The organism is Acidovorax sp. KKS102 (assembly GCF_000302535.1).
GTDB lineage: Bacteria > Pseudomonadota > Gammaproteobacteria > Burkholderiales > Burkholderiaceae_C > Acidovorax.
Genome location: NC_018708.1, coordinates 4,230,076 through 4,256,011, shown reverse-complemented (window position 1 = coordinate 4,256,011; position 25,936 = coordinate 4,230,076). Strand labels below are relative to the sequence as shown.

The following is a 25,936-nucleotide window of genomic DNA, read 5'->3' as shown; positions in this document are numbered from 1 at the left end:
GCGTCTTTGGCGTAGCTCAGCTCAGAAAGAACGAATCGGCGTTTTCGGCTACGACATCATCGCCGATGGGCACGCGGACAGTCTGGGTGGTGACGCCGGGGGCAAAGCTCAGCGTACCAAAGGTCGTTTCGTATTCGTTTGCATAGGAGGCGGCTGTGCCTGCATTTGTGGTGTAGCTGACCGTGATTGTGCTGGTGGCGGGGGCGTTCAGGCGCACGACGAACTCGGCATAGCCGTCGGCCTCGCTGACGACGATGCTGCCGGTGCTGATGATGGGCAGTGCGATGGCGGGTTGATCGTTGCCGCCGATGAAGGCGGTGCCGACGCCGTCGGCTACCACGACCTCGGAGGTGCCGGTGATCGCACCCAGGTTCAGGTGGAAGTACTCGTTGCCCTCGATGGTCAGGTCATCAAGGATGTTGATGCTCACACGCTGGCTGGTCTGTCCTGCGGCAAAGGAAACGCTGCCGGTGGCGGCGGTGTAGTCGGCTCCTGCAGTGGCCGAAGCATCGGCAGTGCTGTAGGCCACGCTGAAAGCGGTGGAGGCAGCTTTGTTCAGGATCAGGTCAAACGTGGCGATGCCAGCTTTTTCGTCCACCACTACATCGCGTACCGACAGGGATGCCTTTTCGTTGTTGTCGATGGTGCCGTTGCTGTTGATGTCGGCGACCTTGGTGTCGTTATCAATGATGATAGCGCTGGCAGTGGTGTTGGCGATGGACACTACAGCGCCTGAGGCGTCTTTGGCGTTGGAAAGTGTCAGAAAGAACGAATCGGCGTTTTCGGCTACGACATCATCGCCGATGGGCACGCGGACAGTCTGGGTGGTGACGCCGGGGGCAAAGCTCAGCGTACCAAAGGTCGTTTCGTATTCGTTTGCATAGGAGGCGGCTGTGCCTGCATTTGTGGTGTAGCTGACCGTGATTGTGCTGGTGGCGGGGGCGTTCAGGCGCACGACGAACTCGGCATAGCCGTCGGCCTCGCTGACGACGATGCTGCCGGTGCTGATGATGGGCAGTGCGATGGCGGGTTGATCGTTGCCGCCGATGAAGGCGGTGCCGACGCCGTCGGCTACCACGACCTCGGAGGTGCCGGTGATCGCACCCAGGTTCAGGTGGAAGTACTCGTTGCCCTCGATGGTCAGGTCATCAAGGATGTTGATGCTCACACGCTGGCTGGTCTGTCCTGCGGCAAAGGAAACGCTGCCGGTGGCGGCGGTGTAGTCGGCTCCTGCAGTGGCCGAAGCATCGGCAGTGCTGTAGGCCACGCTGAAAGCGGTGGAGGCAGCTTTGTTCAGGATCAGGTCAAACGTGGCGATGCCAGCTTTTTCGTCCACCACTACATCGCGTACCGACAGGGATGCCTTTTCGTTGTTGTCGATGGTGCCGTTGCTGTTGATGTCGGCGACCTTGGTGTCGTTATCAATGATGATAGCGCTGGCAGTGGTGTTGGCGATGGACACTACAGCGCCTGAGGCGTCTTTGGCGTTGGAAAGTGTCAGAAAGAACGAATCGGCGTTTTCGGCTACGACATCATCGCCGATGGGCACGCGGACAGTCTGGGTGGTGACGCCGGGGGCAAAGCTCAGCGTACCAAAGGTCGTTTCGTATTCGTTTGCATAGGAGGCGGCTGTGCCTGCATTTGTGGTGTAGCTGACCGTGATTGTGCTGGTGGCGGGGGCGTTCAGGCGCACGACGAACTCGGCATAGCCGTCGGCCTCGCTGACGACGATGCTGCCGGTGCTGATGATGGGCAGTGCGATGGCGGGTTGATCGTTGCCGCCGATGAAGGCGGTGCCGACGCCGTCGGCTACCACGACCTCGGAGGTGCCGGTGATCGCACCCAGGTTCAGGTGGAAGTACTCGTTGCCCTCGATGGTCAGGTCATCAAGGATGTTGATGCTCACACGCTGGCTGGTCTGTCCTGCGGCAAAGGAAACGCTGCCGGTGGCGGCGGTGTAGTCGGCTCCTGCAGTGGCCGAAGCATCGGCAGTGCTGTAGGCCACGCTGAAAGCGGTGGAGGCAGCTTGCTCAGGACCAGGTCAAACGTGGCGATGCCGGTTTTTTCATCGACCACCACATCGCGCACCGACAGGGACGCCTTCTCGTTGTTGTCGATGGTGCCGTTGCTGTTGATGTCGGCGACCTTGGTGTCGTTGTCAATAATCGTGGCGATGGCAGTGGTGTTGGCAATGGGCACTACAGCGCCTGAGGCGTCTTTGGCGTTGGAGAGCGTCAGAAAGAACGACTCGGCGTTTTCGACCACGACATCATTGCCGATGGGCACGCGCACGGTCTGCGTGGTGACGCCGGGGGCAAAGCTCAGCGTGCCAAAGGTCGTTTCATAGTCAGGCGTATAGGAAACGGCCGAGCCAGAATTGGTGGTGTAGTTGACCGTGATGGTGCTGGTGGCGGGGGCGTTCAGGCGCACGACGAACTCGGCGTAGCCGTCGCCTTCGCTGACGACGATGCTGCCGGTGCTGATGATGGGCAGTGCGATGGCGGGTTGATCGTTGCCGCCGATGAAGGCGGTGCCGACGCCGTCGGCTACCACGACCTCGGAGGTGCCGGTGATCGCACCCAGGTTCAGGTGGAAGTACTCGTTGCCCTCGATGGTCAGGTCATCAAGGATGTTGATGCTCACACGCTGGCTGGTCTGTCCTGCGGCAAAGGAAACGCTGCCGGTGGCGGCGGTGTAGTCGGCTCCTGCAGTGGCCGAAGCATCGGCAGTGCTGTAGGCCACGCTGAAAGCGGTGGAGGCAGCTTGCTCAGGACCAGGTCAAACGTGGCGATGCCGGTTTTTTCATCGACCACCACATCGCGCACCGACAGGGACGCCTTCTCGTTGTTGTCGATGGTGCCGTTGCTGTTGATGTCGGCGACCTTGGTGTCGTTGTCAATAATCGTGGCGATGGCAGTGGTGTTGGCAATGGGCACTACAGCGCCTGAGGCGTCTTTGGCGTTGGAGAGCGTCAGAAAGAACGACTCGGCGTTTTCGACCACGACATCATTGCCGATGGGCACGCGCACGGTCTGCGTGGTGACGCCGGGGGCAAAGCTCAGCGTGCCAAAGGTCGTTTCATAGTCAGGCGTATAGGAAACGGCCGAGCCAGAATTGGTGGTGTAGCTGACCGTGATGGTGCTGGTGCCCGGGGCATTCAGGCGCACGACGAACTCGGCATAGCCGTCGCCTTCGCTGACGACGATGTTGGTGATCGGCAAAAAATAGGCCATTGTGGTTCCTTGAGTAAAGGGGAATTTTGGTTAAATTTGTAAGCTAGATTGTTACAAGGCTCGAACCAGCTAGCTGCGCGAGCGCTTTCGGCCTTGCCATTGAACGTTCAGTGAGGCCATGAGCCGTAGATTTCTCCCGGTTCGCTAGTGCACCCAAGTAGTCATTGCTTGCTCGGTTGTTGTAACGAGAATATATAGAACCAGTGCATAAAAAGTGACTGTTTGATAGTTTTGCGACAGTTGTAGCGTGAAATTTTTCACCATCTTCTAGAGTGTTGACGGTGCAGCCTGACCGTGCTTTTCAAGCACTTTCTGTCACGTCAATTTGCTCCCATGCCATGTTCGCGTTCGCATTGCGGTGTTTCATATATCGAATCAAGGCGGCCCTGCCCGAGAAGCTGGCGGGCCTGCCCCGCACGGGTTTTGATGTGCAGGACGGTGCAGCACTGGGCTTGCCCACCAGCCAGGCCAGCGCGCAATACGGCAACGACGACAAGCAGCTGCGCCTGGAGATCGTGGACGTGGGCGGCCTGGGGCAGATGGCGGTGATGGCCATGGGCATGGCGCAGGGCGAGAAAGAAGACCAGACCAGCGCCGAAAAGACCTGGCAGGAAGGTGGTCGCACCCTGCACCAGCGCTACGACAAGGACGGCAGCCACGCCGAGTTCAAGACCATCCTGAAGAACGGCCTGGTGGTCAGCATCGAAGGCGACAAGATCGGCGTGAAAGAGCTGCGAGCCCTGATGTCGCAGGTGGACCTGAACGGCCTGGAGGGCCTGCAGCGCAAGGGCAAGTCCTGAGCGGAAGGGTGGTTGCTATTGATTTAATAGCTATTCAGGCGCGTTAGACTAGCGCATCCGGCCGATTTTGATCCCAACACCGCCTTAGCCGCGCGGAAACGTCACCACGTGGTCCACCTGGGCGCGGATGCCGATCCACTCGCCCAGCGCGTGGTCGTGGTGGCTGGGCACATGGGCCAGCACCGTGTGGCCGCTGGCCAGGCGCAGGGTGTACAGAAACTCCGAGCCCCGGAACGACTTGCGCACGATCTGCGCCTGCACGGGCGCATGGTCGTCGTGCACGATGTCGTCGGCGCGCAGCAGCACATCACATTCCCCAGCGGGGTAGCTGCTGGGCAGAGGGCACTCGTCCAGGTCGGTCAGGTCGCCTAGAGGAGTTTGTGCCACCACGTTGTTGCCGCGCTGCACCAGCGTGGCCGGCGCAAACACGCCGTGGCCGATGAAGTCCGCCACAAACCGCGTGGCGGGGCGGTGGTACAGGGTGTACGCGTCGTCCCACTGGTGCAGGTGGCCCTCGTTCATCACGCCGATCACATCGCCAATCGCAAACGCCTCGAACTGGTCGTGGGTGACGAACAGGGCCGTGGCGCCAGCGGCTTTCAGGATGCCGCGCACCTCGTGTGCCAGACGCTCGCGCAGGTCCACGTCGAGGTTGGAGAACGGCTCGTCCAGCAGCATGAGTTGTGGGCGCGGTGCCAGCGCGCGGGCCAGTGCCACACGCTGTTGCTGGCCGCCAGAGAGTTCGTGCGGGTAGCGGTGCTCGCTGCCTTCCAGCCCCACAAGCTTCAGCACCTCGGCCACCCGCGCGGCCTGCTCGGCCCGGGGCAGCTGGTGGATGCCAAACGCTACATTGCGGCCCACCGACAGGTGCGGGAATAGCGCGTAGTCCTGGAACACCATGCCGATGCGACGCAGCTCGGGCGGCACGCTCAGGGTGGCGCTGCTGACCACGCTTTTGGTCAGGCGGATCTCGCCGCCCGTCACGGGCTCCAGCCCCGCCACGGCGCGCAGCAGGGTGGTCTTGCCGCAGCCGGAGGGGCCGATCAGCACGCCGATGTCACCCGCTTTCAGGCTGAGCGTGACGCCGTGCACAGCGGCCTGTGCGCGGCCTGCGTAGCGCACTTCGAGTTGGGAGACCTCAAGAAACATATCCGCGCATTTTAGGCGGCGTGGAGTGAATGCTTAAAATTCGCATTTGCATTCCTGGGTGCTGGTGTAGTGTTGCGCGCTGGATGGCACATTGAAGACCGATGGATTTTTGGTCAGGGCAAGGCGCAAACCGCAGCGATACCCGAAGGTATCGCGAGGATTTGCAACGCAGCCCTGGTCGAAAAGACGCGGTTTTTAAGTGCTAGACAGCGTGCAACACTGCACTAAGGTGCCCATGCCTTTGGGCAGGTGTGCGCTTTCTTTCCTCTGCCGAGCCCATCGCCTTGCGCCGTACCCCGTTCTCTGTCTTTCGCAGCATTCCGCTGATCCTGTTTGCGGGCTTTCTGGCCTTGCCAGTGCTGGCGGTACTGGCATCGTGGTTGCCGTTCTCGGCCACGGGGCAGGGCGATGCGCAGGCGGGCGCCATCTTGCGCGAGATGGCATCCACGGTGCTGCCCGGCTATGTGTGGACCACGCTGTGGCTGAGCGTGCTGGTGGCGCTGGGCGCCGCCGTGGTGGGCACACTGGCCGCTGCGGCAGTGACGCTGTTCGACTTTCCGGGCCGCCGCACCTTTGAATGGTTGCTGCTGTTGCCCTTAGCCATGCCCGCCTACGTCACGGCCTATGCGTACACCGACTTTCTGCAGTTCAGCGGCCCGCTGCAGGTGGGCCTGCGCAACACCTTCGGCCTGGAAGGCCGCTTGCTGCCCGAAGTACGCAGCCTGGGCGGCGCCGTATGGGTGTTCATCTTCTCGCTGTACCCGTACGTTTACCTGCTGGCGCGCACGGCCCTGGGGGAGCGCGCTGCCCACCTCATGGAGGCCGCACGCCTGCTGGGCGCACCGCTATCCCGCCGCATCCGCGCCGTGGCCCTGCCGCTGGCGCGCCCGGCTGTGGCGGCGGGCGTGGCGCTGGTGCTGATGGAAACCCTGGCCGACTTCGGCGTGGCCAGCTACTTCGGCATCCAGACCTTCACCACCGGCATCTACAAGGCCTGGCTGTCGATGGACAATCGCTTGGCTGCCGCGCAGCTGGCCACTATGCTGCTGGTGGTGGTGATGGCGCTACTGCACCTGGAGCACCGCGCGCAAAAGCGCATGCGTTTTGCCACCGGTGGCGGGCGCGCAGGCTCGGCCGAGGCGCAGCCGCTGCGGCTGCGGGGCGCGCGCCGCTGGGCGGCCTGGGCCGTCTGTGCCGTGCCTGTGCTCATGGGGTTTGTGGCACCCGTGGCCTTCATGTTGCGGCCGCTGGCGGCGGACTGGTCGGTACTGCCCTGGGAGCGATTCATGGAATGGGCCTGGCACAGCGTGCGCCTGGGCGGCATCACCGCCGCACTGGCCGTCGCCATCGCGCTCGCCCTGGCTTTTGCGGTGCGCCGCCAGCCCGCCGCCGTCACCCGTGGCGTGGTGCAACTGGCCAGTGTGGGGTATGCCGTGCCCGGCGCCGTCATCGTCGTGGGGCTGCTGTTGCCCGTGGGCTGGCTGCAAGCGGCCATGCCGCAGTGGGGCGTGGGCGCGCTGGTCACCGCCACGGCGTTTGGCATTGTGTGGGCCTACCTCGTGCGGTTCTGTGCAGTGGCCCTGCAATCCATGCAGAGCGGCTACGCGCGGATTCCGCCCAGCCTGGACGATTCCGCCCGCATGCTGGGCATGGGCAGCGCAGGCCTGCTGGCGCGCGTGCACTGGCCCCTGCTCAAGCGGTCCACCGCCGCAGCGGCGCTGCTGGTGTTTGTGGATGTGATGAAGGAGCTGCCTGCCACCATGGTGCTGCGCCCCTTCAACAGCGACACCCTGGCCGTGGTGGCCTACCAGCTGGCCCGCGATGAGCGCCTGGGCGAAGCGGCCTTGCCGTCACTGGCGCTGGTGGCCGTGGGGCTGGTGCCGGTGATTTTGCTTAGCCGTACGTTGCGCAGTCGGCACTGACACCAGGACGCCTTAGCGCGCCTGCTTGCGGCGAACTGTTTACTGAGACCCCATGCCCGGCTCACGGGGCAAAGTCAGCGTGAAGCGCGACCCCTGGCCCTCCGAAGAGGACAGTGTGAGCGTGCCCCCCATCAGCACCGCCAACGCCCGCGACAACGCCAGCCCGAGGCCTGTACCGCCGTGCTGGTAGCTCACCTGGTCGCTGCCTTGGCGAAATTTCTCGAAGATGGTTTCGTGCAGGTGCGCGGGGATGCCGGGGCCGGTGTCCACCACGTGGAAGCGCACGGCGTCTGGGCTGGCATCCACCTCGATGGCGACCGAGCCCGTGTCGGTGAACTTCATGGCGTTGGACAGCAGGTTGTTGAGCACCTGCTTGAGCCGCAGACCGTCGCACATCAACGTGTGCGGGGCGTCCGGGGCGATGCGCACATGAAGCGCCAGGTTCTTGTTGGCGGCCGTGACGGCAAAAAAGTCGGCGGTGGACTGAACAATCTCCGCCACGTTTTGCTCGGTGGGGAGATGGGGCATGGCGCCGGCTTCCACCTTGGCCAGGTCCAGGATCTCGGTGAGCAGGGCGTTCAGGTGTTCGGCGGCCTTGCGGATCAGGCTCGCCTGTTCCTTGAAGCGGGGCTGGTCCAGCCGCATTTCCATCAGCTCGGCAAAGCCCCGGATGCTGGTGAGCGGCGTGCGCAACTCGTGCGAGACGGCGGCCAGAAACTCGCTTTTGGCCTGGCTGGCCGAGCGGGCTTCGGCTTCGCTGATGCGCAGGGCGGCGTTCGTGCTTTCGAGCTTGTGCACACTGCGCAGAAAGATGACGGCCGCCCCCACGAGTGCCACGCTGAACAGTGCCATGGTGAACAACGCCACGTTGCGGTTGCCGCGCCACCCGCTCAGGGCCTCGTCGGTACTGGTGGCCACCACCAGCAGCAGCGGGTAGTTGCCCACGCGGCTATAGGCGTAGATGCGCTCGATGCCATCCAGCCCGCTGGCGCGTATGTAGTGGCCGTTGGCCCCCAGTTCTTCGGCGTTGTTGTTGGCGGCACGGGCCACCACCTCGCCCATGCCGATGCTCTGGCCGCCCATGACGCGGGCGCGCACGGCACGGTCGTTACCGACCAGGGTCACGATGCCCGTCTTGCCCAGCTGCACGTCCCGGTACACGTCCTCGAAGTAGCCGGGGTTCACCGAGGCCACCACCAACCCGGCAATGCTGCTGGTGCCATACGAGATGCTGCGCGACAGCTGGATGGTCGCCTTGCCTGAGACCTTGCCCACCACCGGTTTGCCGACGAACAGGCCGCTGGGCGTCATCTGCAGGCGCGCGGCTTCCGTTGCGGTGCGGGTCAGGTGCACCTGCACATGCTCACGCTCCGACAAGTCCACATGGCCTGTTTTTTCGCCGGTAGGGTCGATGTTGCTGCCGACAAACCGGCCATCAGGACCTACCAGCGACAGCTGGGTGAGGATGTCGGGGGCGAGGCCCGTTTCGTTGGCAAAGCGCGTGAAGTCGGCCTTGTCAAAGTCACCTGCCAGCACCGCGTCTCGCATGCGGATCGTGGCCTGGTCTACCGCGGCCATAACCCGCACGGTCTGCTCGCCCAGGCTCAGTGCCAGGTTGCTGTTCTGGCGGATCTGCGCGTTCATCGCATCGCGCCACGACACATTGAGCAAGATGGCCACGGTGGCCCACGCCAGCAACAGCACCAGTGCGGTGCCCAGCACCACCATCGTCCGCAGGGGCAGGCTGGAGTGGGGTGGCCTGGACGGCGCGGGGTGCGCGGTCGGTGGGGGCAATGCAGGGGTATTTGAAGGCGGGGATGCTGGGGCCGTCATGGGCAGGTGTTTCAAAAGGCAACTGCAACCATCATAGGCCTGCGACCTGTCACGGTCACGGCCTTACACCCCGCCCGGTATCGGCCGCAGTTTCACGCCCAGCCTGCGCCACCCCAGTACGACGCCTGTCACGCTCATCACCGCCCCGCCGAGGCTCAGCGCGATGAGCAGCACATCCCACAGCGGTCTGCGCTCCAGCAGGGGCAGCCAGTCCCAGCTGTGCAGCAGGGCAAACAGCCAGCGGCTGGTACGGCGGTGGCTGTCGGTGCGGCTTAGCACCGCACCGGTGTGCGGGTCGATGTGCACCCAGGTGGCGTGCGGGTCGTCGAACACCACGCGCAGCACGGGCAGGGGTTTGTCGACGCCGCCAGTCATGGTGTGGGCAGCGCGGTCGTAGTAGTGCAGGTCGTAGGCCGTTAGCGTTTCGGTGCGCACCACCGCGTGGGGCAGCAGGTGCGCGGCGGCTTCTGCCACAGCACCCGGGGCCCACACGTGCGCGGTGGCGGTGGTGGCGTCCAGCACGGTCGGGGCGCCGGTGGGGCTGTAGGCCAGCACCAGCGTGTGGCCGGCATGGCGCACCCAACGCAGCTCACGGGTGTTGGGCGATGCCGCTGAGAGCAAGGCGTGTACCGTTGCTGCCTGCGCGGGCACTTGCAGGGGGCCGCCATGCATGGCCTGCTGGCGCAGTGGCATTGCACCGCTGTCGAAAATCTTCCACGGGTTCATGGACATGAGGCCGCTGAAGATCCAGGTGAACGTGATGACCGCAAAAACGAGCCCGAACACATGGTGCCAGCGCATCATGAAGCCCCGGTACGGCGTGCGCGCGCCCGTCTTGTACCGGCCCCGGAAGCGCCAGCGCAGCACGCCCACCACCGTGCCCGTCACCGTGAGCGTGATGCCCGCGATGGACAGCCAGTTGACGATGTCCGTCCAGTAGTCGTTGAAGACATTGCCCCGGAAGGGGTAGAGCCAGTGGATCCAGGCGCCTGCGTAGTTCCAGGCGCGCTCTTGCAGCGGCGCATCGCGCACCACCTCGCCCGTGGTGCCCGACACATAGACCACGGTGCCCGCGCTGTCGCCCAGGTGCAGGCGGTGCAGCGGGCGGTGCGCGTCCAACGCGCGCGAGTGGGTGAAGGCGTCTTCGTCGATCGTGCCCTCGTAGTCGATGGACGGGTTGGCTTCCTGCGCAAAGGCGCGGGCCGAGGCGATGGCGTGCGTGGCGTCCGCGCGCTGTAGCCGTTCGCCGGTGATGGCGTCGATGACTGCAGGCGCCGGTGTCCGGTGCGGGCGTGGTGCGGTGTCGCCGGTGGGGGCGGCGGGCACCACCAGGTACACCGCGCGCCCGCCGCTGGCCACGGCCAGCCGCAGGTCCTGCAGCGGGCCTGCCAAGCCTGCGCGCGCCAAGGCGTCAGCAGGCTCCAGCAGGCGCTCCGTGCCCAGCGTGGCGCTGCGAAGGGGCGGCAGATGGGCCAGGCGCTCGGCCTGGGTGAGCTTGGGGTAGCCCACGTACATCATCACCACGCCCGAGAGGAACCACATGGCGAAGAAGGCGCACAGCAGTACGCCCAGCCAGCGGTGGACGAGGTACAGCCAGCGTTTGGCGTGTGGCATGTCGGGTGCTCCGCCTGCGTCAGAACGCGGTGTGCAGCGTCACGTCCAGCGTACGCGGTGCGCCCAGGTAGACCTGGTCGCGCGTCTCGGCCGCGTAGATGCGGTCGGTGGCGTTGCGCACGCGGCCCGTGAGAGTGGTGGACTTGTTGATCTTCCACGCCAGGCCCAGGTCGAGCAGCGTGTACGACGGCCAGAACTTGGTGTTGGCCGCATTGCCATACACCTTGCCCACATGGCGCACGCCTGCGCTGGCGGTGACGGTGGGTGTGATTGCGTACGACGCCCACAGGTTGGCCACCTGCTGCGGCACCAGCTGGGGCACGTTGCCCGCACGCGAAACGCCGCCCTGCACAAAGTTCTCATACCGCGCGCGGACCAGCGACAGGTTGCCCTGCAGCTGCCACCGCGGGGTGGGGCGGATGCCTGCCGACAGCTCGATGCCCTTGGACGACTGCTCGCCTACCAGCACCGTGAGGCTGGGGTTGGACGGGTCTTGCGAGGCGATGTTCTTACGGCGGATGTCAAAGGCTGCCACTGTGGCGCTGCCCTTGCCGTCCCAGAAGTCGAACTTGCTGCCCACCTCGACCTGGCGACCCGTGGTGAGCTCGCTGTTGTTGCGCACATCGGCAAACGAGGCCGAGGCCAGTGAGCCCGAGGGTGGATCGGCCGCGTTGGAAGCCTGCGCATACAGGTTGGCGCCGGGCGCAATGTCCCACACCACGCCCAGGCGGCCGGTGGTGGGGCTGTAGCTGCGGCTGAAGGTGGCGGGCGATGTGGCCGTCACCGCACGGCGGTTCACCAGGTCGAGGTCGATGCGCTCGTGCCGCAGTGCGGTGATGAGGTTCACCCCGGAGGCCATCAGGGTGCGGTTTTCCAGGTACAGCGCGGTGTTGGTGATCTTGTTGTCCTTGTCAGGGGTCAAGACGGGCGACATGCCGGGAATGTCGAAGAAGTTCTCGGTGGAAAAGTGGTAGGGGTTGACCGTGCTCACGGTGACCGAGGGACCGAACGGGAAGCGCGTCTGCTTGTTCACACTCACATCGAGGCCAAAGGTCCAGTCGCTCTTTCTGCCTGCGAGCTGGCCCTGGTAGGTGACCTCCAGCCGGTCGCCCACCAGCTGTTGATCGTGGCGTTGCAACAGCGGGGATGTGCGCGTGACCGTCGTGTTGGCAGCGTTGAAGGTGTAGGTCTCCACGTTGCGGTAGTCGCGCAGGGCGTCGTATATGTAGAACGTGTTCTTGAGCTGCAGCGCATCTGACACGCGCCACTGCGCCACCGAGCGCAGCCACTGCACGCGGTGCTCGTACAGGCCATCGGCGCTGTTGTAGTTCTTGAAGCGCGTGGAGGGGTCGATGGTCAGCGCGCCCACGGCGGGGTTCAGCACCGGCGTGCCCCAGTAGGGGCGGTCCACATGGTCCTTCTGGTACTCGTAGGCCAGCGTGTGGCTGAAGCCTCCGCCCAGGTCCGACAGCAGCGAGGTCGCGAGCTGGGTGGACTGGGTTTGGGTGCCCTCGGTCCAGCTGCCCGCGTTGCGGTGGTTGAGGTCGATGCGCGCGTAGTGCGCGGGGCCTGCAGTGCCGTCGCCGCCTGCGATGCGGCGGTTCAGGCCTACGGATACTTCCTTCATGTCGTAGGAGCCCAGGCGCAGCTGGCCCTCGGCAAAGTCGCTGCGCTCGGCCGTCTTGGTGATGTAGTTGATGGAGCCACCCACGCCGCCCGAGCCGTACAGAAAACTCGACGCGCCGCCGATGGCCTCGACACGGTCGTAGATCCAGCTGTCGACCGCGCGTGTGGCGCTGCCGTATTGCGGATTGATACCGTTGTAGAGCTGTGCGACCGAGTTGCTGGTAAAGCCCCGGTAGTGCGCAGACATCGAACCCGGTGCGTTGTGTGCCACCACGCCTGGCACGGCGCGCAGGATCTCCTGCGTGTCTTGCGCGCCGCGTGCGTCGATGGTGGCGCGGTCCACCACGGTGACGGAGGCCGGGTTATCGCGCACCGTCAGGCCCAGGCGGCTGCCGGTGTCCACGGGCGTGTCCAGGTTGAGCTTGCCGTTGGGAGATGCGGCGGCATCGACCACATCCACGGCCTGCATTGTGGGTGGGGTGTTGGTCTGTGCATGGGCTGCGACAGAGGATAGTGCGCAGGTGGCAAGTACGCCCAGGCACAGAGGGGAAAGGGGCAGGCGCGGCAAGGCCGCAGCGCTGCGCGAAGCAAAAGAAATACGGGACATGAAAACGCTCTTGTCTTGATGCGACAGCGCAGCCAGGCCCGCGTGGGTTGCACGCAGGCCTGCGCCATCTGGAAACCAGCGGGTACAAGTCAGCACCCGACCACCAGGTACCGGGCGCTGCCAACAAGCTTCAGATCAAGAGCGCGATGGGGGCCCGCGTGCGGGCAGGGGGGCTGCAGTGGCGGCCGCGATGCGGGCTGCCTCGACGAGCTGCAGCGCATGGGCCAGGGGGTGGGGCGGCAGCACGGCGGCTACCGGTGTAGGGGGCGGGGCGCTGGGGGTGGAGCACAAGGGGCAGTCCATGCCCATCGCGCCCATTTCGACGGTGCCATCTTCGGTCTGCACCAGCAGCTTGATGGCGCCCGTGCCCGAGCAGATCACCTCAAAGGCCTGGGGGTGCACCAGCGGCGATGCGATGGCCACCCCCATCGACGCCACGAACCATGCGAGCACCCACAGGCGCAGCGCAGAGAAGGTTCGGAGGGCGGTCATGGGGCGCGATGATAGCGGCTGCCGTCGTGGCCGGAATCAGCGGCGCAGAGCAGCCAAATTGTTGTTGCTATACAAATAATAGCTGCCAGCGCATGATTCACTAGCGCTTGCGGTCGATTTGGCTGAAAACCGTTGGCGAATGACCTTTGCGATGCCCGTGCGCGCCAGCGCGGTGCAGGCGCCTGGCCTCGCCACTCCGGGGCTGGAGTGGCGTCGCGGGCGCAGGCTTGTGTCGCGCCCGCCTCAGGCCTGCGTGTAAGCGGTCTTCACCGTGGTGTAGAACTCCGCCGCGTAGCGCCCTTGCTCGCGCGGGCCGTAGCTGCTGCCCTTGCGGCCACCGAAGGGCACGTGGTAGTCCACGCCCGCCGTGGGCAGGTTCACCATCACCATGCCGGCTTGCGCGTGGCGCTTGAAGTGCGTGGCGTGCTTGAGGCTGGTGGTGGCGATGCCGCTGGCCAGGCCAAAAGGCGTGTCGTTGGCCAGGGCCAGCGCCTCTTCGTAGTTCTTGGCGCGCAACACGCTCACCACGGGGCCAAAGATCTCTTCGCGGTTGATGCGCATGCCGGGCGTGGTCTCGGTGAACAGGGCGGGTCGCAGGTAGAAGCCGGGCGCGCCGTCGGCGTTCTTCTCCAGTGCCTCGCCGCCGTAGGCGAGCTTGGCGCCTTCCTGCTGGCCGATGCCGATGTATTCCAGGTCTTGCGCCAGCTGGCGGTCGTCCACCACGGGGCCGATGTCGGTGCCGGCCTTGCGGGCGTCATCCACCTTCAGGGTCTTCATCTTCTCGACCATGGCGGCCACGAAGCGGTCGTGGATGCCTTCGGTCACGATCACGCGGCTGCTGGCGGTGCAGCGCTGGCCGGTGGAGAAGAAGCCGCTGTTGATGGCCGCGCCTACGGCCACGTTCAGGTCCGCGTCGTCCAGCACCACAAACGGGTTCTTGCCGCCCATCTCCAGCTGCACCTTGGCGCCGCGTGGCACACAGGCCGCCGCCACACGCTGGCCGGTGCCGACGGAGCCGGTAAAGCTCACGCCCGCAATGCGCTCGTCTTCGAGCAGCACGGCGCCCACGTCTGAACCGCGACCCATCACCAGGTTGAATACACCGGCGGGCAGGCCCGCGCGGTGCAGGATGTCGGCCAGCGCCCAGGCAGAGCCCGGCACCACCTCGGCGGGCTTGAAGACCACCGTGTTGCCGTAGGCCAGGGCCGGGGCGATCTTCCAGGCCGGGATGGCGATGGGGAAGTTCCACGGCGTGATGATACCGATGGTGCCCAGCGGCTCGCGTGTGATCTCGATGCCCACGCCGGGACGCACGGAGGGGATCATCTCGCCGCCAGGGCGCAGCGCCTCGCCCGCAAAGAACTTGAAGATGGCCGCCGCGCGGCCCACTTCGCCGATGGCTTCGGGCAGGGTCTTGCCTTCTTCGCGGGCCAGCAGGTCGCCCAACTCTGCCTTGCGGGCAATGATCTCGTTGCCCACTGCGTCGAGGATGTCAAAGCGCTGCTGGGGCGTGGACAGGCTCCAGGCCGGGAAGGCCGCGTGTGCTGCGGCGACGGCGTCGAGTGCCTGCTCGCGGCTGGCCACGGCGTAGTCGCCGATCACGTCGCGCGTGTCGGAGGGGTTGGTGTTCTGGTACGTGCGGACGCCTTCGGTCCAGTTGCCGGCGATCAGGTTTGCGTGCATGGCGGTGGTGGTGTGAAAGGGTGGGTGGTTGAAGAAAGTCGGATCAAAGCCCAGGGGCCAGGACGGCGTGGCCGAGAGCGCTGTCCGCTGCGGGCGGCGTCCATCCAGGCCACTTGGGGTACCAATGCGGGGCAATGGTGGATTTGTTGTATGTCATCGTACAACATAAGCGCATCTATGGGTACTTCGGGTAACTACTCATGAGATCACTCCTTGCCGCCTGGGCCCTGCTGTCGTATCTGGCTCATCGGACCCGCAGGGCGACAGGTCAGCGCGCCGGGTGGGCGGCATTGCCGGGTCCCCCGGACTTCAGCCGGCCTCGGCCTGCGCGCGCCGGCGGCGTTCGCGGCTGTTGGCCAGGTGGGTGCGCATGGCAGCGCGGGCGGCGTCGGGGTCCTGGCCGACGATGGCGTCGTAGATGCTTTCGTGCTCTCCATTCACGCGGCGCAGGTACTGCCTGCGCTCGTCATTAGGGGCCTCCACCGAGTCCAGCCGCGCGCGCGGAATGATCATGCTGCCCAGCGTGCCCATCAGCTCGGCAAAGTGGCTGTTCTGCGTGGCGCGTGCGATCTCCAGGTGAAACTGAAAGTCTGCCGCCACCGCGTCGCGCCCGGCGTCCACGGCTGCTGCCACGGCGTCCAGCGCCTCGCGCATCGTCTTGAGGTTGGCGGGGGTGCGGCGCTGCGCCGCCAGCGCGGCGGCTTCGGTTTCTACGCCGATGCGCAGCTCCAGCACTGCAATCACATCGCGCAGGGTGCTGAACTGGTCGGGGGTGATCTTGAAGCCAGGGGCCTGCCCGAGACCCAGCACAAACGTGCCGATGCCATGCCGTGTCTCTACCAGGCCGGACGCCTGCAGCTTGGAAATGGCCTCGCGCACCACCGTGCGGCTGACGTTGAACTCGGCCATGATCGCGGCCTCGGTGGGCAGCTTGTCGCCCAGTGCCAGGCGCCCGTCGCGGATGCGGTCACCCAGGGAGTCCACCAGCTCCAGGGCCAGGGTGCGGGGCTTGCGGCGTGGGGCAATGTCGGTGCTCATGTCTCGGTGTTATCCCTATGTGTTGGACGGGTTGAAAGGAGTACATTGCCTCCTCGTTGTATGACAACTGATGACGTTCAACCACTTGTAACGCCACTGTACCAAGAACCTCCGCAAAAGCCATGCCCTGTCACCCGACACCGATCCGTTTTCAACGCTTGTTATTGACCGGGGCCGCTGGCGGACTGGGGCGTGAATTGCGCACGCGCCTGAAGGCGTACTGCACCACCTTGCGCCTGTCCGACATCGCCGACCTGGGCAGCGAGGCGCCGGGCGAAGAACTGCGCCCCGCGCGGTTGGAAGACGCCAGTGCCATGTTGCCGCTGCTCGAGGGCGTGGACGCCGTGGTGCACCTGGGGGGCGTGTCCACCGAGCAGCCCTGGGACCCCATCCTGCAGGCCAACATCGTGGGGGCGTACAACCTCTATGAGGCCGTTCGCAAGCAAGGCGTCAAGCGCGTGGTGTTTGCCAGCTCCAACCACGTGACCGGCTTTTACCGCCAGGACGAAGTGGTGGGCCTGCGCGACCCGGCGCGGCCCGATGGCCTGTATGGCCTATCCAAGGCGTTTGGCGAGGACCTCTCGCGCTTTTACTTTGACCGCTACGGCATTGAAACCGTGTGCCTGCGCATCGGCTCCTCCTTCCCCGAGCCGCGCAACCGCCGCATGTTGGCCACGTGGATGAGCTACGACGACCTGGAGCGCCTGGTGGTGGCCAGCCTCACGGCGCCGGTGGTGGGTCACAGCATCATCTATGGCATGGGCGACAACACCACCACCTGGTGGGACAACACACTCGCCCGCCACATCGGCTACCGCCCGCAGGACAGCTCCGAGCCCTTCCGCGCCAAGGTGGAGGCAGCAGACCCGCAGCCCGACCTGACCGACCCGGCCGTGATCTTCCAGGGCGGGCCGTTTGTGCGCACCGGTCCGTTCGAGTGAGCGAACCCATGGAACTCTTGCTGCCTCACCACAAGGACCAGGTGGGCGAAAGCCCGCTGTGGAGCCCTGCCGAGCAGGCGCTGTACTGGGTGGACATTGAAGGCCGCGCGCTGCGCCGCCTGCGCTGGGCCGATCGGCAACTGATGAGCTGGACGACCCCTGAGCGGCTGGCCTGTATTGCGCTGCATGCGAGCGGCGGGCTCATCGCTGGCATGGACACCAGCGTCTTCCACCTGCAGCCTGCCGACGACGGCACTTCTTTGGTCTGCACCCTTATCTCTGCCGTGCAGCACCCGCAAGCCGGCATGCGCTTCAACGACGGCCGCTGTGACCGCCAAGGGCGCTTCTGGGCTGGCACCATGGTGCGCGACATGTCGCTGGCCCAGCCTGCGGGCGGCTTGTACCGACAGGATGCACGCGGCCTCTCGGCGCCGCAAGTGCAGGGCCTGGTCACCCAGAACGGCCTGGCCTTCAGCCCGGATGGCGCCACCATGTACCTCAGCGACAGCCACCCCAGTGTGCAGAAAATCTGGTCGCTGGACCTGCACGACGACGGCAGCCTGGGGCCGCGCCGCGAGTTCGTGGACATGCGCGAACTGCCGGGCCGGCCCGACGGCGCTGCCATCGACACCGACGGTTGCTACTGGATCTGCGCCAACGATGCAGGCCTGGTGCATCGCTTCACGCCATCGGGCGTGCTGGACCGCTCGCTGGCCGTGCCGGTCAGCAAGCCCTCGATGTGCAGCTTTGGCGGGCCCGACATGGACCTGCTGTTCATCACCTCCATCCGCCCCGGCCAGCCGCAGGGCAACGATACAGCCCACGGCGGCGCGGTCTTCGTGACCCGCCCGGGCGCCCAAGGGCTCGCAGAAGCCCCGTACCAGAGCGCGTGAGCGCAGCGCGCCAACCCCATTCAACCCAGGAGACAAAGCACCATGAACGTTCCACACCTCTTTGGCCGCGTGGCCATCGCCGCCGGCATCCTGCTTGGCAGCCTGGCCGCGCAGGCCACCGAGTTCCGCTCGTCCGACATCCATCCCGAGGACTACCCCACCGTGCTGGCCGTGCGCCACATGGGTGAGACGCTGTCCAAGGCCACCGGCGGCAAGCACAGCATCAAGGTGTACGCCAAGGGCTCGCTCGGCATCGAGAAGGACACCATCGAGCAGACCAAACTGGGCGCCATCGCCATGACGCGCGTGAACGTCGCGCCCATGAACAATATCTGTCCTGCCACCATGGTGCCCACCATGCCCTTCCTGTTCCGCGACAAGGAGCACATGCGCAAGGTGCTGGACGGCGCCATCGGCGACGAGATCCTGAAGGACTGCGAATCGCAGGGCTTTGTGGGCCTGGCGTTCTATGACTCCGGCGCACGCTCGATCTACACCGTCAAGAAGCCCATCAAGACCCTGGCCGACGTGAAGGGCCTGAAGGTGCGCGTGCAGCAGAGCGACCTGTGGGTTTCGCTGCTCGAAGCCATGGGCGCCAACGCCACCCCCATGCCCTTTGGTGAGGTGTACACCGCGCTCAAGACGGGCCTGGTGGACGCCGCCGAGAACAACTACCCCAGCTACGAAAGCTCGCGCCATTTCGAAGTGGCCAAGTACTTCAACAAGACCGAGCACTCCATGGCGCCCGAGATCCTGCTGTTCAGCAAGCGCGTGTGGGACAAGCTGAGCGCCGACGAGCAAAAGGCGATCCGCGCAGCCGCCAAGGAGTCGGTGGTGTACATGCGCAAGCTCTGGGACGAGCGGGAGGAGAAGTCGCTGGCCGTCGTCAAGGCTGGTGGCGCTGACATCGTGGAAGTGGACAAGGCGCCCTTCAAGGCGGCCATGAAGCCGGTGTACGACAAGTTCCTGAAGGACCCCAAGCTCCAGGACATGGTCAAGCGCATCGACGCGGTCCAGTGACCCTGGCCATCCCTGCCGCAGGGCCCGACGCCCGGCGGCAGGTTTCTTTGTTTGCCTTCTGAATGTTCCTTCTATGTACACGCGACTCTGTGCCTTCATCGCGCGCACCTGCCTGAAGCTTGGCGTGGGGGGGCTTGTCCTCCTGGTGTGCGCCGTGCTCTACCAGGTGATCGGCCGCTACATCTTCAACGACACACCCACCTGGGCCGAGAGCGGTGCCGTGCTGCTGGTGCTGTACGTGACCATGCTGGGCATGGCTGTGGGCGTGCGTGATGCGGGCCACATCGGCCTCGAATCCTTCCTGGTGCTGGCGCCCGATTGGCTGCGCACCAAGCTCGAGTTGCTGATCCACGCCCTGGTGCTGCTGTTCGGCATCGTCATGGCCTGGAACTGCGGTGTGCTGGCTGAATCCGTGGCGCCCTACAAGATTCCCACGCTGGGCATCTCCGAAGCCTTCAAGTACGTGCCGCCCGCCATGGCCGGCGTGCTGGTGGCCATGTTCTCGCTGGAGCACATCATCGCCATCCTGCGTGGCGTTGAAGTCGAGCCTGCCTGGCACTAAAGAGACTGGGAATCCCTTGTCCATGCCCGCCTTGCACGCCAAAACGCCCCGGCTCGTCGTTGCAAATGCTCGCCATAGCGCTGGCTATGGCTGCGCTTTGCGCCTAGATCCGGAGCGTTGTGGCGCGCCTTTCGGGCACAGCCAAGGAATTCCCAGCCTCTAAGTCCGCTCCTTAAACGTCTTCATAAAAATTCCATCACCATCATGGCGTTGACCATCCTGTGCGTGAGCTTCACGCTGCTGCTGCTGCTGGGCGTGCCCGTGGCCTTCTCGATCGGCCTGTCCTCGCTGGCCACCATCCTGTACGAAGGCCTGCCGCTGGCGGTGGGCTTCCAGCAGATGATTTCGGGCATGAACCCGTTCTCGTTTCTGGCGATCCCGTTCTTCATCTTCGCGGGCGAGATCATGATGTACGGCGGCATTGCCGACCGCATCGTCAACTTTGCCAAGAGCGTGGCGGGCCATGTGCGTGGCGGCCTGGGCATGAGCAATGTGCTGGCTTGCACGCTGTTTGGCGGTGTCTCGGGCTCGCCGGTGGCCGACGTGTCCGCCATGGGCGCCGTGCTCATTCCGCAGATGAAAAAAGAGGGCTACCACGCTGACTACGCGGTGAACGTGACCACCCACGCTTCGCTGGTGGGCGCGCTTATGCCCACGTCGCACAACCTGATCATCTTCACGTTGGCTGCTGGGGGCAAGGTGAGCATTGCGGCGCTGATCCTCGCGGGCATCGTGCCGGCCCTGCTGCTGACCATCTGCAATCTCGCAGCCGCCTATTTCGTAGCCGTCAAGCGCGGCTACCCCGCTGGCACCTTCCCGGGCTGGGAGATTGTGTGGATCTCGTTCCGCGCCTCGGTGCCCGGCCTGGCGGTGGTGGTCATCATCATCGCGGGCATTTTGTCGGGGGCGTTCACCGCCACCGAGTCGGCGTCGGTGGCGGTGCTGTGGGCGTTGATCCTTTCGGTCTTCGTCTACAAAAAGCTCACGCGCGAGCAGTTCCTCAAGGCCGCGTCCAAGGCCGTCAAGACCACGGGCACAGTGCTGCTGCTCATCGGCATCTCATCCATGTTCGGCTACCTCATCGGCCTCTACGGTGTGGCCGAACTCACGGGCGATGCGCTCAAGTCCATGACCACCTCGCCCTGGGTGATCTTCCTGTCGGTGAACATCATCCTGTTCGTGCTGGGCACCTTTCTCGACATGGCGGCCACCATCCTCATCTGCACGCCCATCTTTTTGCCGATCTGCCAGCAGTTCGGCATGAGCACGGAGCAGTTCGGCATCGTCATGCTGATCAACTGTGCGCTGGGCCTGAACACGCCGCCCGTGGGCACCACGCAGTTCATCGGCTGCACCATCGGGGGCGTGTCGGTGGGCGAGGTGATGAAGACTATCTGGCCGTTCTACAGTGCGCTCATCGTGGCGCTGATGCTGGTGACCTATGTGCCGCAGTTTTCGATGTGGCTGCCAGACCTGGTGCTGAAAGGAGGCACCCCCTGAGCCGCTTCGCGTCTTCCCCCTCTCCTTCGGGAGGGGGACGCACCCAGTGGCCTGGCGAAGCCAGTTCCACGGGTGCACTGGCTTGCGCTGCGCCGATTTTGCCGGCCGCTGACGGCGCCTTGCGCCATGGAACACTGAGATGAGCAGTCCTTTGACCATCCGCATGCATGCGGAAGACAACGTCGCCATCGTCGCCAACGACGGTGGCCTGCCTGCAGGCACCCTGCTGCCAGCCGGTGTGCCGGGCGCAGGCATCACGCTGCGCGACAAGGTGCCGCAGGGCCACAAGGTGGCGCTGGCAGACATCTCTGAAGGCGGCGTGGTGCGCCGCTACAACGTGCCCATCGGCTATGCGCTCAAAGACATCGCGGCGGGCAGCTGGGTGCACGAGCGCCTGCTGCAGATGCCTTCGGCCCGCGCGCTCGAAGGCCTGCCCATGGCCACCGTGAAGCCCCCGGTGCTCGAACCCCTCACAGGCTACACCTTCGAGGGTTATCGCAATGCCGATGGCTCGGTGGGCACGCGCAACATCCTGGCCATCACCACCACCGTGCAGTGCGTGGCCGGTGTGGTGGCGCAGGCCGTGCGCCGCATCAAGGCCGAGCTGCTGCCTTTGTTTCCCCATGTGGACGATGTGATCGGCCTGGAGCACACCTACGGCTGCGGCGTGGCGATTGATGCTCCCGATGCCATCATCCCCATCCGCACGCTGCGCAACATCAGCCTCAACCCCAACTTTGGGGGCGAGGTCATGGTGGTGAGCCTGGGCTGCGAAAAGCTGCAGCCCGACCGCCTGCTGCCCCCGGGCAGCTTCCCCATCACTGACGAGCGCGATGCGGCTCTGGGCCCCGAGACGGTGTGCCTGCAGGCCGACGAGCATGTGGGCTTCATGTCCATGCTCGACCACATTGTGCAAAGCGCGCGTCCCCACCTGGAGCGCCTGAACGCCCGCCGCCGCGAGACCATCCCCGCCAGCGAGCTGGTGCTGGGTGTGCAGTGCGGTGGCAGTGATGCGTTCTCGGGTGTCACTGCCAACCCTGCTGTGGGCTTCTGCGCCGACCTGCTGGTGCGCGCTGGCGCCACGGTGATGTTCAGCGAGAACACCGAGGTGCGCGACGCCGTGGAGCAGCTCACCAGCCGCGCCGCCACGCCCGAGGTGGCTGACGCTATCGTGCGCGAGCTGGGCTGGTACGACCGCTATCTGGACCGGGGCCGTGTGGACCGCGCGGCCAACACCACGCCGGGCAACAAGGCGGGCGGGCTGTCCAACATCGCCGAGAAGGCCATGGGCTCCATCATCAAGAGCGGCACTGCGCCCATTGCGCATGTGCTGGCGCCGGGCGAGAAGTTGCGCCGCGACCAGCGCGGCCTGGTGTACGCCGCCACGCCCGCGAGCGACTTCATCTGCGGCACGCTGCAACTGGCTGCGGGCATGAACTTGCACGTGTTCACCACGGGCCGGGGCACGCCCTACGGCCTGGCTGAATGCCCGGTGGTCAAGGTGGCCACGCGCACTGACCTGGCGCGCCGCTGGCACGACCTGATGGACATCAATGCCGGCAAGATCGCTGATGGCGAGGCCACCATCGAACAGCTAGGCTGGGAGATGTTCCACATGCTGCTCGACGTGGCCAGCGGCCGCAAGAAGACCTGGGCCGAGCAATGGCAGCTGCACAACGCGTTGGTGCTGTTCAACCCGGCGCCGGTGACCTGAAGTTTTAGGGGCTATGGCCCCTTGTGTTCTCCCTTTAACAGCCCTTGCCTGCAAGGGCTGTTGTCCTTGAAAGACCGCATCTCATGGGGCATTCCCGATTTTCCGACCGCAAGGTCGTCGTGGCGCTGGCGCTGCTGTGCTGTCTGCTCTGGGGCAGCTCGTACCCCGCCATCAAGACCGGCTATGCCTGGTTCGGCATCGCCCGCAATGACATCCCCACACAGCTCGTATTCGCAGGCTGGCGGTTTCTGGGGGCCGGTCTGATTCTGCTGGCCTGGGCCGTTGCCACGCGCAAGGCCATCTGGGGCCTGGGGCCCGGGGCAGGGCGCCAGCTGGTGGTGCTGGGCCTGGCGCAGACCACGCTGCAGTACGTGTTCTTCTACGTGGGCCTGGCGCATACCACGGGCGTCAAAGGCTCCATCATGAACGCCACGGGCACCTTCTTCAGCGTGCTGCTGGCGCACTGGGTGTATCACAACGACCGGCTGAGCCACGCCAAGCTCTGGGGCTGCGTGGTGGGTTTTGCGGGCGTGATGGTGGTGAACCTGGGGCGCGGCACGCTGGACCTGGACTTCACGCTGCTGGGCGAGGGCTTTGTGGTGATCGCCGCGTTCGTGCTGGCGGCCGCCAGCATCTACGGCAAGCAGGTGTCGCAGCGCATGGACTCGGTGGTGATGACGGGCTGGCAACTGGGCCTGGGCGGTGTGGCGCTGCTGGCCATCGGCTGGGCGCTGGGGGGCTCGCTCACGGGTTTCACCGCGGGCTCGACCGTGCTGCTGGTGTATCTGGCGCTGCTGTCGTCGGCCGCTTTTTCGCTGTGGAGCATTTTGCTCAAGCACAACCGCGTGAGCCAGGTCACGGTGTTCAACTTCACCGTGCCGATCTTTGGCGCGGCGTTGTCGGCGCTGTTTTTGGGCGAGGCACTGTGGGAGTGGAAAAACCTGCTGGCCCTGGTGCTGGTGTGTGTGGGCATCTGGCTCGTCACGCGTGATACGGCCAGTGCCACCAAATAGACTCGGCCCATGGCTTACACACTTTCCCGCGAAGCGTTTAAACAAGAGCTGCACGGCCAGCGCACGGACCTCTTCACCCTGCGCAGCCCCGGCGGCCTTCAGGTGGCCGTGAGCAACTATGGCGCGCGCTTGGTGCAGGTGGCGGTGCCCGACGGTCAGGGTGCTCTGGCCGATGTGGCGCTGGGCTACGACAGCCTGCAAGGCTACCTGGACGGCCAGCTCTCCATGGGCGCACTCATTGGCCGCTGGGCGGGGCGGCTGCGTGCGGGCACGCTGACCCTGCCGGACGGATCGCACCGGCAACTGCCCACTAACAGCGGGCCACACCACCACCATGGGGGCCCGCGCGGCAGCCGCTTTCAGGTGTTTGCGGTGGAGCAGGTACAGGCCGATGCACTCACCCTGAGCCACACCTTCCGCACCGAAGACGACGGCGTGCCCGGCACGGTGTGCGTGCGGCTCCACCTGCAGGTCACGGCCGACAACGCGCTGCACATGGCCTGGACGGCCGAGGTGCTGGATGCGCCCACGGTGCTTAATCTCACCGGGCATGCGTTCTTTAACCTGGCAGGCCAGGGCAGCACCCACGGCCACACCCTGCAGGTGCCCGCCAGCCGCTACGTGCCATTGGCCGCTGACGTGTGCCCCACGGGCGGGCTGTCGGGAGTGCAGGGCACGCCGTTCGACTTCCGCCAGCCCCGCCGTGTGGCGGATGCCATCGCAACACCCCATGAGCAGCTGGCTGTGGCGGGCGGGCTGGACCACTACCTAGTGCTGGACGAACAGGCTCCGCCCCTTGCCCCTCCGTCGTCATCCATCACTCCAACGGGCTTGCGCCTGGCCGCGCTGCTGAGCGAGCCGGTGAGCCGCCGTGCGATGGAGGTGTGGAGCACCGCCCCTGGCGTGCAGGTGTATGCAGGCCACGGCCTCAAGGCCGACCCCGCCCGGGACCTGGGGCGTGGAGCGGGGCAGGGCGGCTGGCTGTGGCAGCCGGGCGACGGTATCTGCCTGGAGCCCATGGAGTACCCCGATGCGCCCAACCACGCGGGCTTTCTGGTGCGCTGGTGGCAGCCGGGCGAGGTGGTGCGGGGCGCCATCGTGTACCGCTTCGTCAGTGGTTGAAGGCCCGTAGTGGGGTGGCATGGGAGGCCCGTGCCGCGCTACCATGCCGCCTGGCTTTTAACCAAGGTGGCTCATGCACATGTCCAACGCCCCCAGCACCCAGTGGAAAGAAGTGGTGGCACCCGATGAAGCCCAGCGCTTTGCGGGCTACGCGCGCCAGTTTGCCGAGCTGCAGGCACGCAAGTCGCAAAAATATGGCAACGGGCGGGGCCTGCACCGCAAGCAACTCACGGCCGCGTATGGCCGCCTGGAGGTGCTGGGCGATCTGCCCGCGTTTGCCGCCCAGGGCTTGTTCGCGCGGCCGGCGCAGTACGACGTGCGGGTGCGGCTGAGCAACGGCGGCATGGACAAGGCGGCGGACCACAAACCCGACATCCGGGGCTTTGCGATTAGTGTGCGCGGCGTGCAGGGCGACTCCGCGTTGGGCAACGGGCCCGCCAAAAGCCAGGACTTCCTGCTCATCAACCAGGAAAAGTTCGCCTTTCCCCAAAGCGCCGAGTTTGTGGATTTTGTGATCGCTGCGTCGCATGGCGGCGGCGCGTTGATCAAGTTTCTGGTGCAGCGCCACGGCTTGCTGGGGGCGGCCCGGCAGATCGCCAGGACGGTCAAGACCTTCGGGCGGCCCTTTGGCGGTTTTGCATCCCATCCCATGTTCAGCGCTGCGCCCATCGCGTGTGGGCCCTATGCAGTGCGTGTGCGCCTCGTGCCCCATGCGTCCAACGGCGCGCCCGTCAGGCAGGTGCAGCACGACTGGGATGCCGAATTCTCCGGCCGCCTGCGCCAGCAAGACCTGCAGTGGGACCTGCAGCTGCAGCCGTTTGTGGACGAGGCCACCACCCCCATTGAAGACGCCAGCGTGGACTGGCCCACGCCCTACACCACCGTGGCCCGGCTCACCCTGCCACGGCAGGACCCGGCCGCCGATGCAGCCCTGGCCGCCGAGGTGGAAGCTGCTGTGTTCGACCCCTGGCAGGCGCTGGCTGCGCACCGGCCCCTGGGCGACGTGATGCGGGCCCGCAAGGTGGTGTATTTCGAGAGCCAGAAAGGCCGTGGCGCCGCGTGACCTGCGGGGTGCTGCGACCGGGGCGCTTCGTGAGGAGCGCTCCCACATGACTCAGAAAAGCAAAAAGGGACTTTGAACAGCTTCTAAGTTTCGTCTAAGTGTTGGTGCCCA

The 25,936-nt window shown here is 65.4% G+C and carries 21 protein-coding genes; 11 read left to right on the top strand and 10 right to left on the bottom strand.

Translation table 11 applies throughout. The annotated features are described in order from the left end of the window. Positions 1-16 precede the first annotated feature (16 nt). Genes C380_RS19550 through C380_RS19540 form a run of 3 tightly spaced genes read right to left on the bottom strand, consistent with a single transcriptional unit; the run spans position 17 to position 3,233 of the window. Entirely contained in the window at positions 17-2,005 is a 1,989-nt protein-coding gene (locus tag C380_RS19550; RefSeq protein WP_083871633.1) for a Calx-beta domain-containing protein, read from the bottom strand. Next, the gene (locus C380_RS19545) at positions 1,903-2,742 is read right to left on the bottom strand and encodes a Calx-beta domain-containing protein (RefSeq protein ID WP_083871632.1); all 840 of its coding nucleotides are present in this window, start codon (positions 2,740-2,742) and stop codon (positions 1,903-1,905) included. The genes C380_RS19550 and C380_RS19545 overlap by 103 nt, the downstream gene beginning before the upstream one ends. Continuing rightward, the gene (locus tag C380_RS19540) at positions 2,640-3,233 is read right to left on the bottom strand and encodes a Calx-beta domain-containing protein (protein ID WP_015015573.1); all 594 of its coding nucleotides are present in this window, start codon (positions 3,231-3,233) and stop codon (positions 2,640-2,642) included. The genes C380_RS19545 and C380_RS19540 overlap by 103 nt, the downstream gene beginning before the upstream one ends. 338 nt (positions 3,234-3,571) lie before the next feature. Between C380_RS19540 and C380_RS19535 the strand changes: the two genes are divergently transcribed. Further along, on the top strand, positions 3,572-4,033 hold the full coding sequence (locus C380_RS19535) for a hypothetical protein (RefSeq protein WP_015015572.1): 462 nt from the start codon (positions 3,572-3,574) through the stop codon (positions 4,031-4,033). 84 nt (positions 4,034-4,117) lie between these two features. Here the strand turns inward: C380_RS19535 and C380_RS19530 are convergent, their stop codons facing one another. Beyond that, positions 4,118-5,182 (bottom strand): ABC transporter ATP-binding protein, encoded by a 1,065-nt coding sequence (locus C380_RS19530; RefSeq protein WP_015015571.1) that lies wholly within the window; start codon positions 5,180-5,182, stop codon positions 4,118-4,120. A 284-nt stretch (positions 5,183-5,466) separates the two neighbouring features. Between C380_RS19530 and C380_RS19525 the strand changes: the two genes are divergently transcribed. Then, the gene (locus C380_RS19525) at positions 5,467-7,104 is read left to right on the top strand and encodes an iron ABC transporter permease (RefSeq protein WP_043566911.1); all 1,638 of its coding nucleotides are present in this window, start codon (positions 5,467-5,469) and stop codon (positions 7,102-7,104) included. 39 nt (positions 7,105-7,143) lie between these two features. Here the strand turns inward: C380_RS19525 and C380_RS19520 are convergent, their stop codons facing one another. The 6 genes from C380_RS19520 to C380_RS19495 form a co-directional block, all read right to left on the bottom strand. Next, positions 7,144-8,832: an ATP-binding protein gene (locus C380_RS19520; protein ID WP_015015569.1), complete on the bottom strand. Its 1,689-nt coding sequence runs from the start codon at positions 8,830-8,832 to the stop codon at positions 7,144-7,146. Positions 8,833-9,000: 168 nt separating this feature from the next. Beyond that, positions 9,001-10,551: a PepSY-associated TM helix domain-containing protein gene (locus C380_RS19515; RefSeq protein WP_015015568.1), complete on the bottom strand. Its 1,551-nt coding sequence runs from the start codon at positions 10,549-10,551 to the stop codon at positions 9,001-9,003. A gap of 19 nt (positions 10,552-10,570) precedes the next feature. Beyond that, positions 10,571-12,784 (bottom strand): TonB-dependent siderophore receptor, encoded by a 2,214-nt coding sequence (locus C380_RS19510; RefSeq protein ID WP_043566908.1) that lies wholly within the window; start codon positions 12,782-12,784, stop codon positions 10,571-10,573. Between the two features lie 135 nt (positions 12,785-12,919). Next, positions 12,920-13,276: a DUF2946 family protein gene (locus tag C380_RS19505; protein ID WP_015015566.1), complete on the bottom strand. Its 357-nt coding sequence runs from the start codon at positions 13,274-13,276 to the stop codon at positions 12,920-12,922. A 243-nt stretch (positions 13,277-13,519) separates the two neighbouring features. Further along, positions 13,520-14,959, bottom strand: coding sequence for an aldehyde dehydrogenase family protein (locus C380_RS19500; protein ID WP_015015565.1), 1,440 nt, complete (start codon positions 14,957-14,959; stop codon positions 13,520-13,522). A 309-nt stretch (positions 14,960-15,268) separates the two neighbouring features. Then, positions 15,269-15,997 (bottom strand): FadR/GntR family transcriptional regulator, encoded by a 729-nt coding sequence (locus C380_RS19495; RefSeq protein ID WP_015015564.1) that lies wholly within the window; start codon positions 15,995-15,997, stop codon positions 15,269-15,271. 122 nt (positions 15,998-16,119) lie between these two features. Here C380_RS19495 and C380_RS19490 point away from each other — a divergent pair, with 122 nt between their 5' ends. From C380_RS19490 to C380_RS19450, 9 genes are all read left to right on the top strand, one after another. Further along, the gene (locus tag C380_RS19490) at positions 16,120-16,938 is read left to right on the top strand and encodes an NAD(P)-dependent oxidoreductase (protein WP_015015563.1); all 819 of its coding nucleotides are present in this window, start codon (positions 16,120-16,122) and stop codon (positions 16,936-16,938) included. Between the two features lie 8 nt (positions 16,939-16,946). Continuing rightward, a complete protein-coding gene (locus C380_RS19485) occupies positions 16,947-17,831 on the top strand; it encodes an SMP-30/gluconolactonase/LRE family protein (protein ID WP_015015562.1) in 885 nt (294 codons plus the stop codon). A 42-nt stretch (positions 17,832-17,873) separates the two neighbouring features. Beyond that, positions 17,874-18,851 (top strand): TRAP transporter substrate-binding protein, encoded by a 978-nt coding sequence (locus C380_RS19480; protein ID WP_015015561.1) that lies wholly within the window; start codon positions 17,874-17,876, stop codon positions 18,849-18,851. 73 nt (positions 18,852-18,924) lie between these two features. Next, positions 18,925-19,413 (top strand): TRAP transporter small permease, encoded by a 489-nt coding sequence (locus C380_RS19475; protein ID WP_015015560.1) that lies wholly within the window; start codon positions 18,925-18,927, stop codon positions 19,411-19,413. A gap of 204 nt (positions 19,414-19,617) precedes the next feature. After that, entirely contained in the window at positions 19,618-20,913 is a 1,296-nt protein-coding gene (locus tag C380_RS19470) for a TRAP transporter large permease (RefSeq protein WP_015015559.1), read from the top strand. A 139-nt stretch (positions 20,914-21,052) separates the two neighbouring features. Then, entirely contained in the window at positions 21,053-22,627 is a 1,575-nt protein-coding gene (garD, locus tag C380_RS19465; protein ID WP_015015558.1) for a galactarate dehydratase, read from the top strand. Between the two features lie 83 nt (positions 22,628-22,710). Continuing rightward, positions 22,711-23,640 (top strand): DMT family transporter, encoded by a 930-nt coding sequence (locus tag C380_RS19460; protein WP_015015557.1) that lies wholly within the window; start codon positions 22,711-22,713, stop codon positions 23,638-23,640. A gap of 9 nt (positions 23,641-23,649) precedes the next feature. Then, entirely contained in the window at positions 23,650-24,762 is a 1,113-nt protein-coding gene (locus C380_RS19455) for an aldose epimerase family protein (RefSeq protein ID WP_015015556.1), read from the top strand. Positions 24,763-24,841: 79 nt separating this feature from the next. Beyond that, on the top strand, positions 24,842-25,825 hold the full coding sequence (locus tag C380_RS19450) for a catalase (protein ID WP_168162378.1): 984 nt from the start codon (positions 24,842-24,844) through the stop codon (positions 25,823-25,825). The last annotated feature ends 111 nt before the right edge of the window (positions 25,826-25,936 follow it).

What these genes read in the sequence shown, in the direction of transcription:
- C380_RS19495 (WP_015015564.1), bottom strand. Translation starts at nt 15,997, where the DNA reads ATGAGCACCGACATTGCCCCACGCCGCAAGCCCCGCACCCTGGCCCTG.
- C380_RS19520 (WP_015015569.1), bottom strand. Translation starts at nt 8,832, where the DNA reads ATGGTGGTGCTGGGCACCGCACTGGTGCTGTTGCTGGCGTGGGCCACC.
- C380_RS19480 (WP_015015561.1), top strand. Translation starts at nt 17,874, where the DNA reads ATGAACGTTCCACACCTCTTTGGCCGCGTGGCCATCGCCGCCGGCATC.
- C380_RS19505 (WP_015015566.1), bottom strand. Translation starts at nt 13,276, where the DNA reads ATGACCGCCCTCCGAACCTTCTCTGCGCTGCGCCTGTGGGTGCTCGCA.
- C380_RS19455 (WP_015015556.1), top strand. Translation starts at nt 23,650, where the DNA reads ATGGCTTACACACTTTCCCGCGAAGCGTTTAAACAAGAGCTGCACGGC.
- C380_RS19485 (WP_015015562.1), top strand. Translation starts at nt 16,947, where the DNA reads ATGGAACTCTTGCTGCCTCACCACAAGGACCAGGTGGGCGAAAGCCCG.
- C380_RS19470 (WP_015015559.1), top strand. Translation starts at nt 19,618, where the DNA reads ATGGCGTTGACCATCCTGTGCGTGAGCTTCACGCTGCTGCTGCTGCTG.
- C380_RS19510 (WP_043566908.1), bottom strand. Translation starts at nt 12,784, where the DNA reads ATGTCCCGTATTTCTTTTGCTTCGCGCAGCGCTGCGGCCTTGCCGCGC.
- C380_RS19535 (WP_015015572.1), top strand. Translation starts at nt 3,572, where the DNA reads ATGTTCGCGTTCGCATTGCGGTGTTTCATATATCGAATCAAGGCGGCC.
- garD (WP_015015558.1), top strand. Translation starts at nt 21,053, where the DNA reads ATGAGCAGTCCTTTGACCATCCGCATGCATGCGGAAGACAACGTCGCC.
- C380_RS19460 (WP_015015557.1), top strand. Translation starts at nt 22,711, where the DNA reads ATGGGGCATTCCCGATTTTCCGACCGCAAGGTCGTCGTGGCGCTGGCG.
- C380_RS19530 (WP_015015571.1), bottom strand. Translation starts at nt 5,182, where the DNA reads ATGTTTCTTGAGGTCTCCCAACTCGAAGTGCGCTACGCAGGCCGCGCA.
- C380_RS19540 (WP_015015573.1), bottom strand. Translation starts at nt 3,233, where the DNA reads ATGGCCTATTTTTTGCCGATCACCAACATCGTCGTCAGCGAAGGCGAC.
- C380_RS19450 (WP_168162378.1), top strand. Translation starts at nt 24,842, where the DNA reads ATGTCCAACGCCCCCAGCACCCAGTGGAAAGAAGTGGTGGCACCCGAT.
- C380_RS19475 (WP_015015560.1), top strand. Translation starts at nt 18,925, where the DNA reads ATGTACACGCGACTCTGTGCCTTCATCGCGCGCACCTGCCTGAAGCTT.
- C380_RS19490 (WP_015015563.1), top strand. Translation starts at nt 16,120, where the DNA reads ATGCCCTGTCACCCGACACCGATCCGTTTTCAACGCTTGTTATTGACC.
- C380_RS19515 (WP_015015568.1), bottom strand. Translation starts at nt 10,551, where the DNA reads ATGCCACACGCCAAACGCTGGCTGTACCTCGTCCACCGCTGGCTGGGC.
- C380_RS19500 (WP_015015565.1), bottom strand. Translation starts at nt 14,959, where the DNA reads ATGCACGCAAACCTGATCGCCGGCAACTGGACCGAAGGCGTCCGCACG.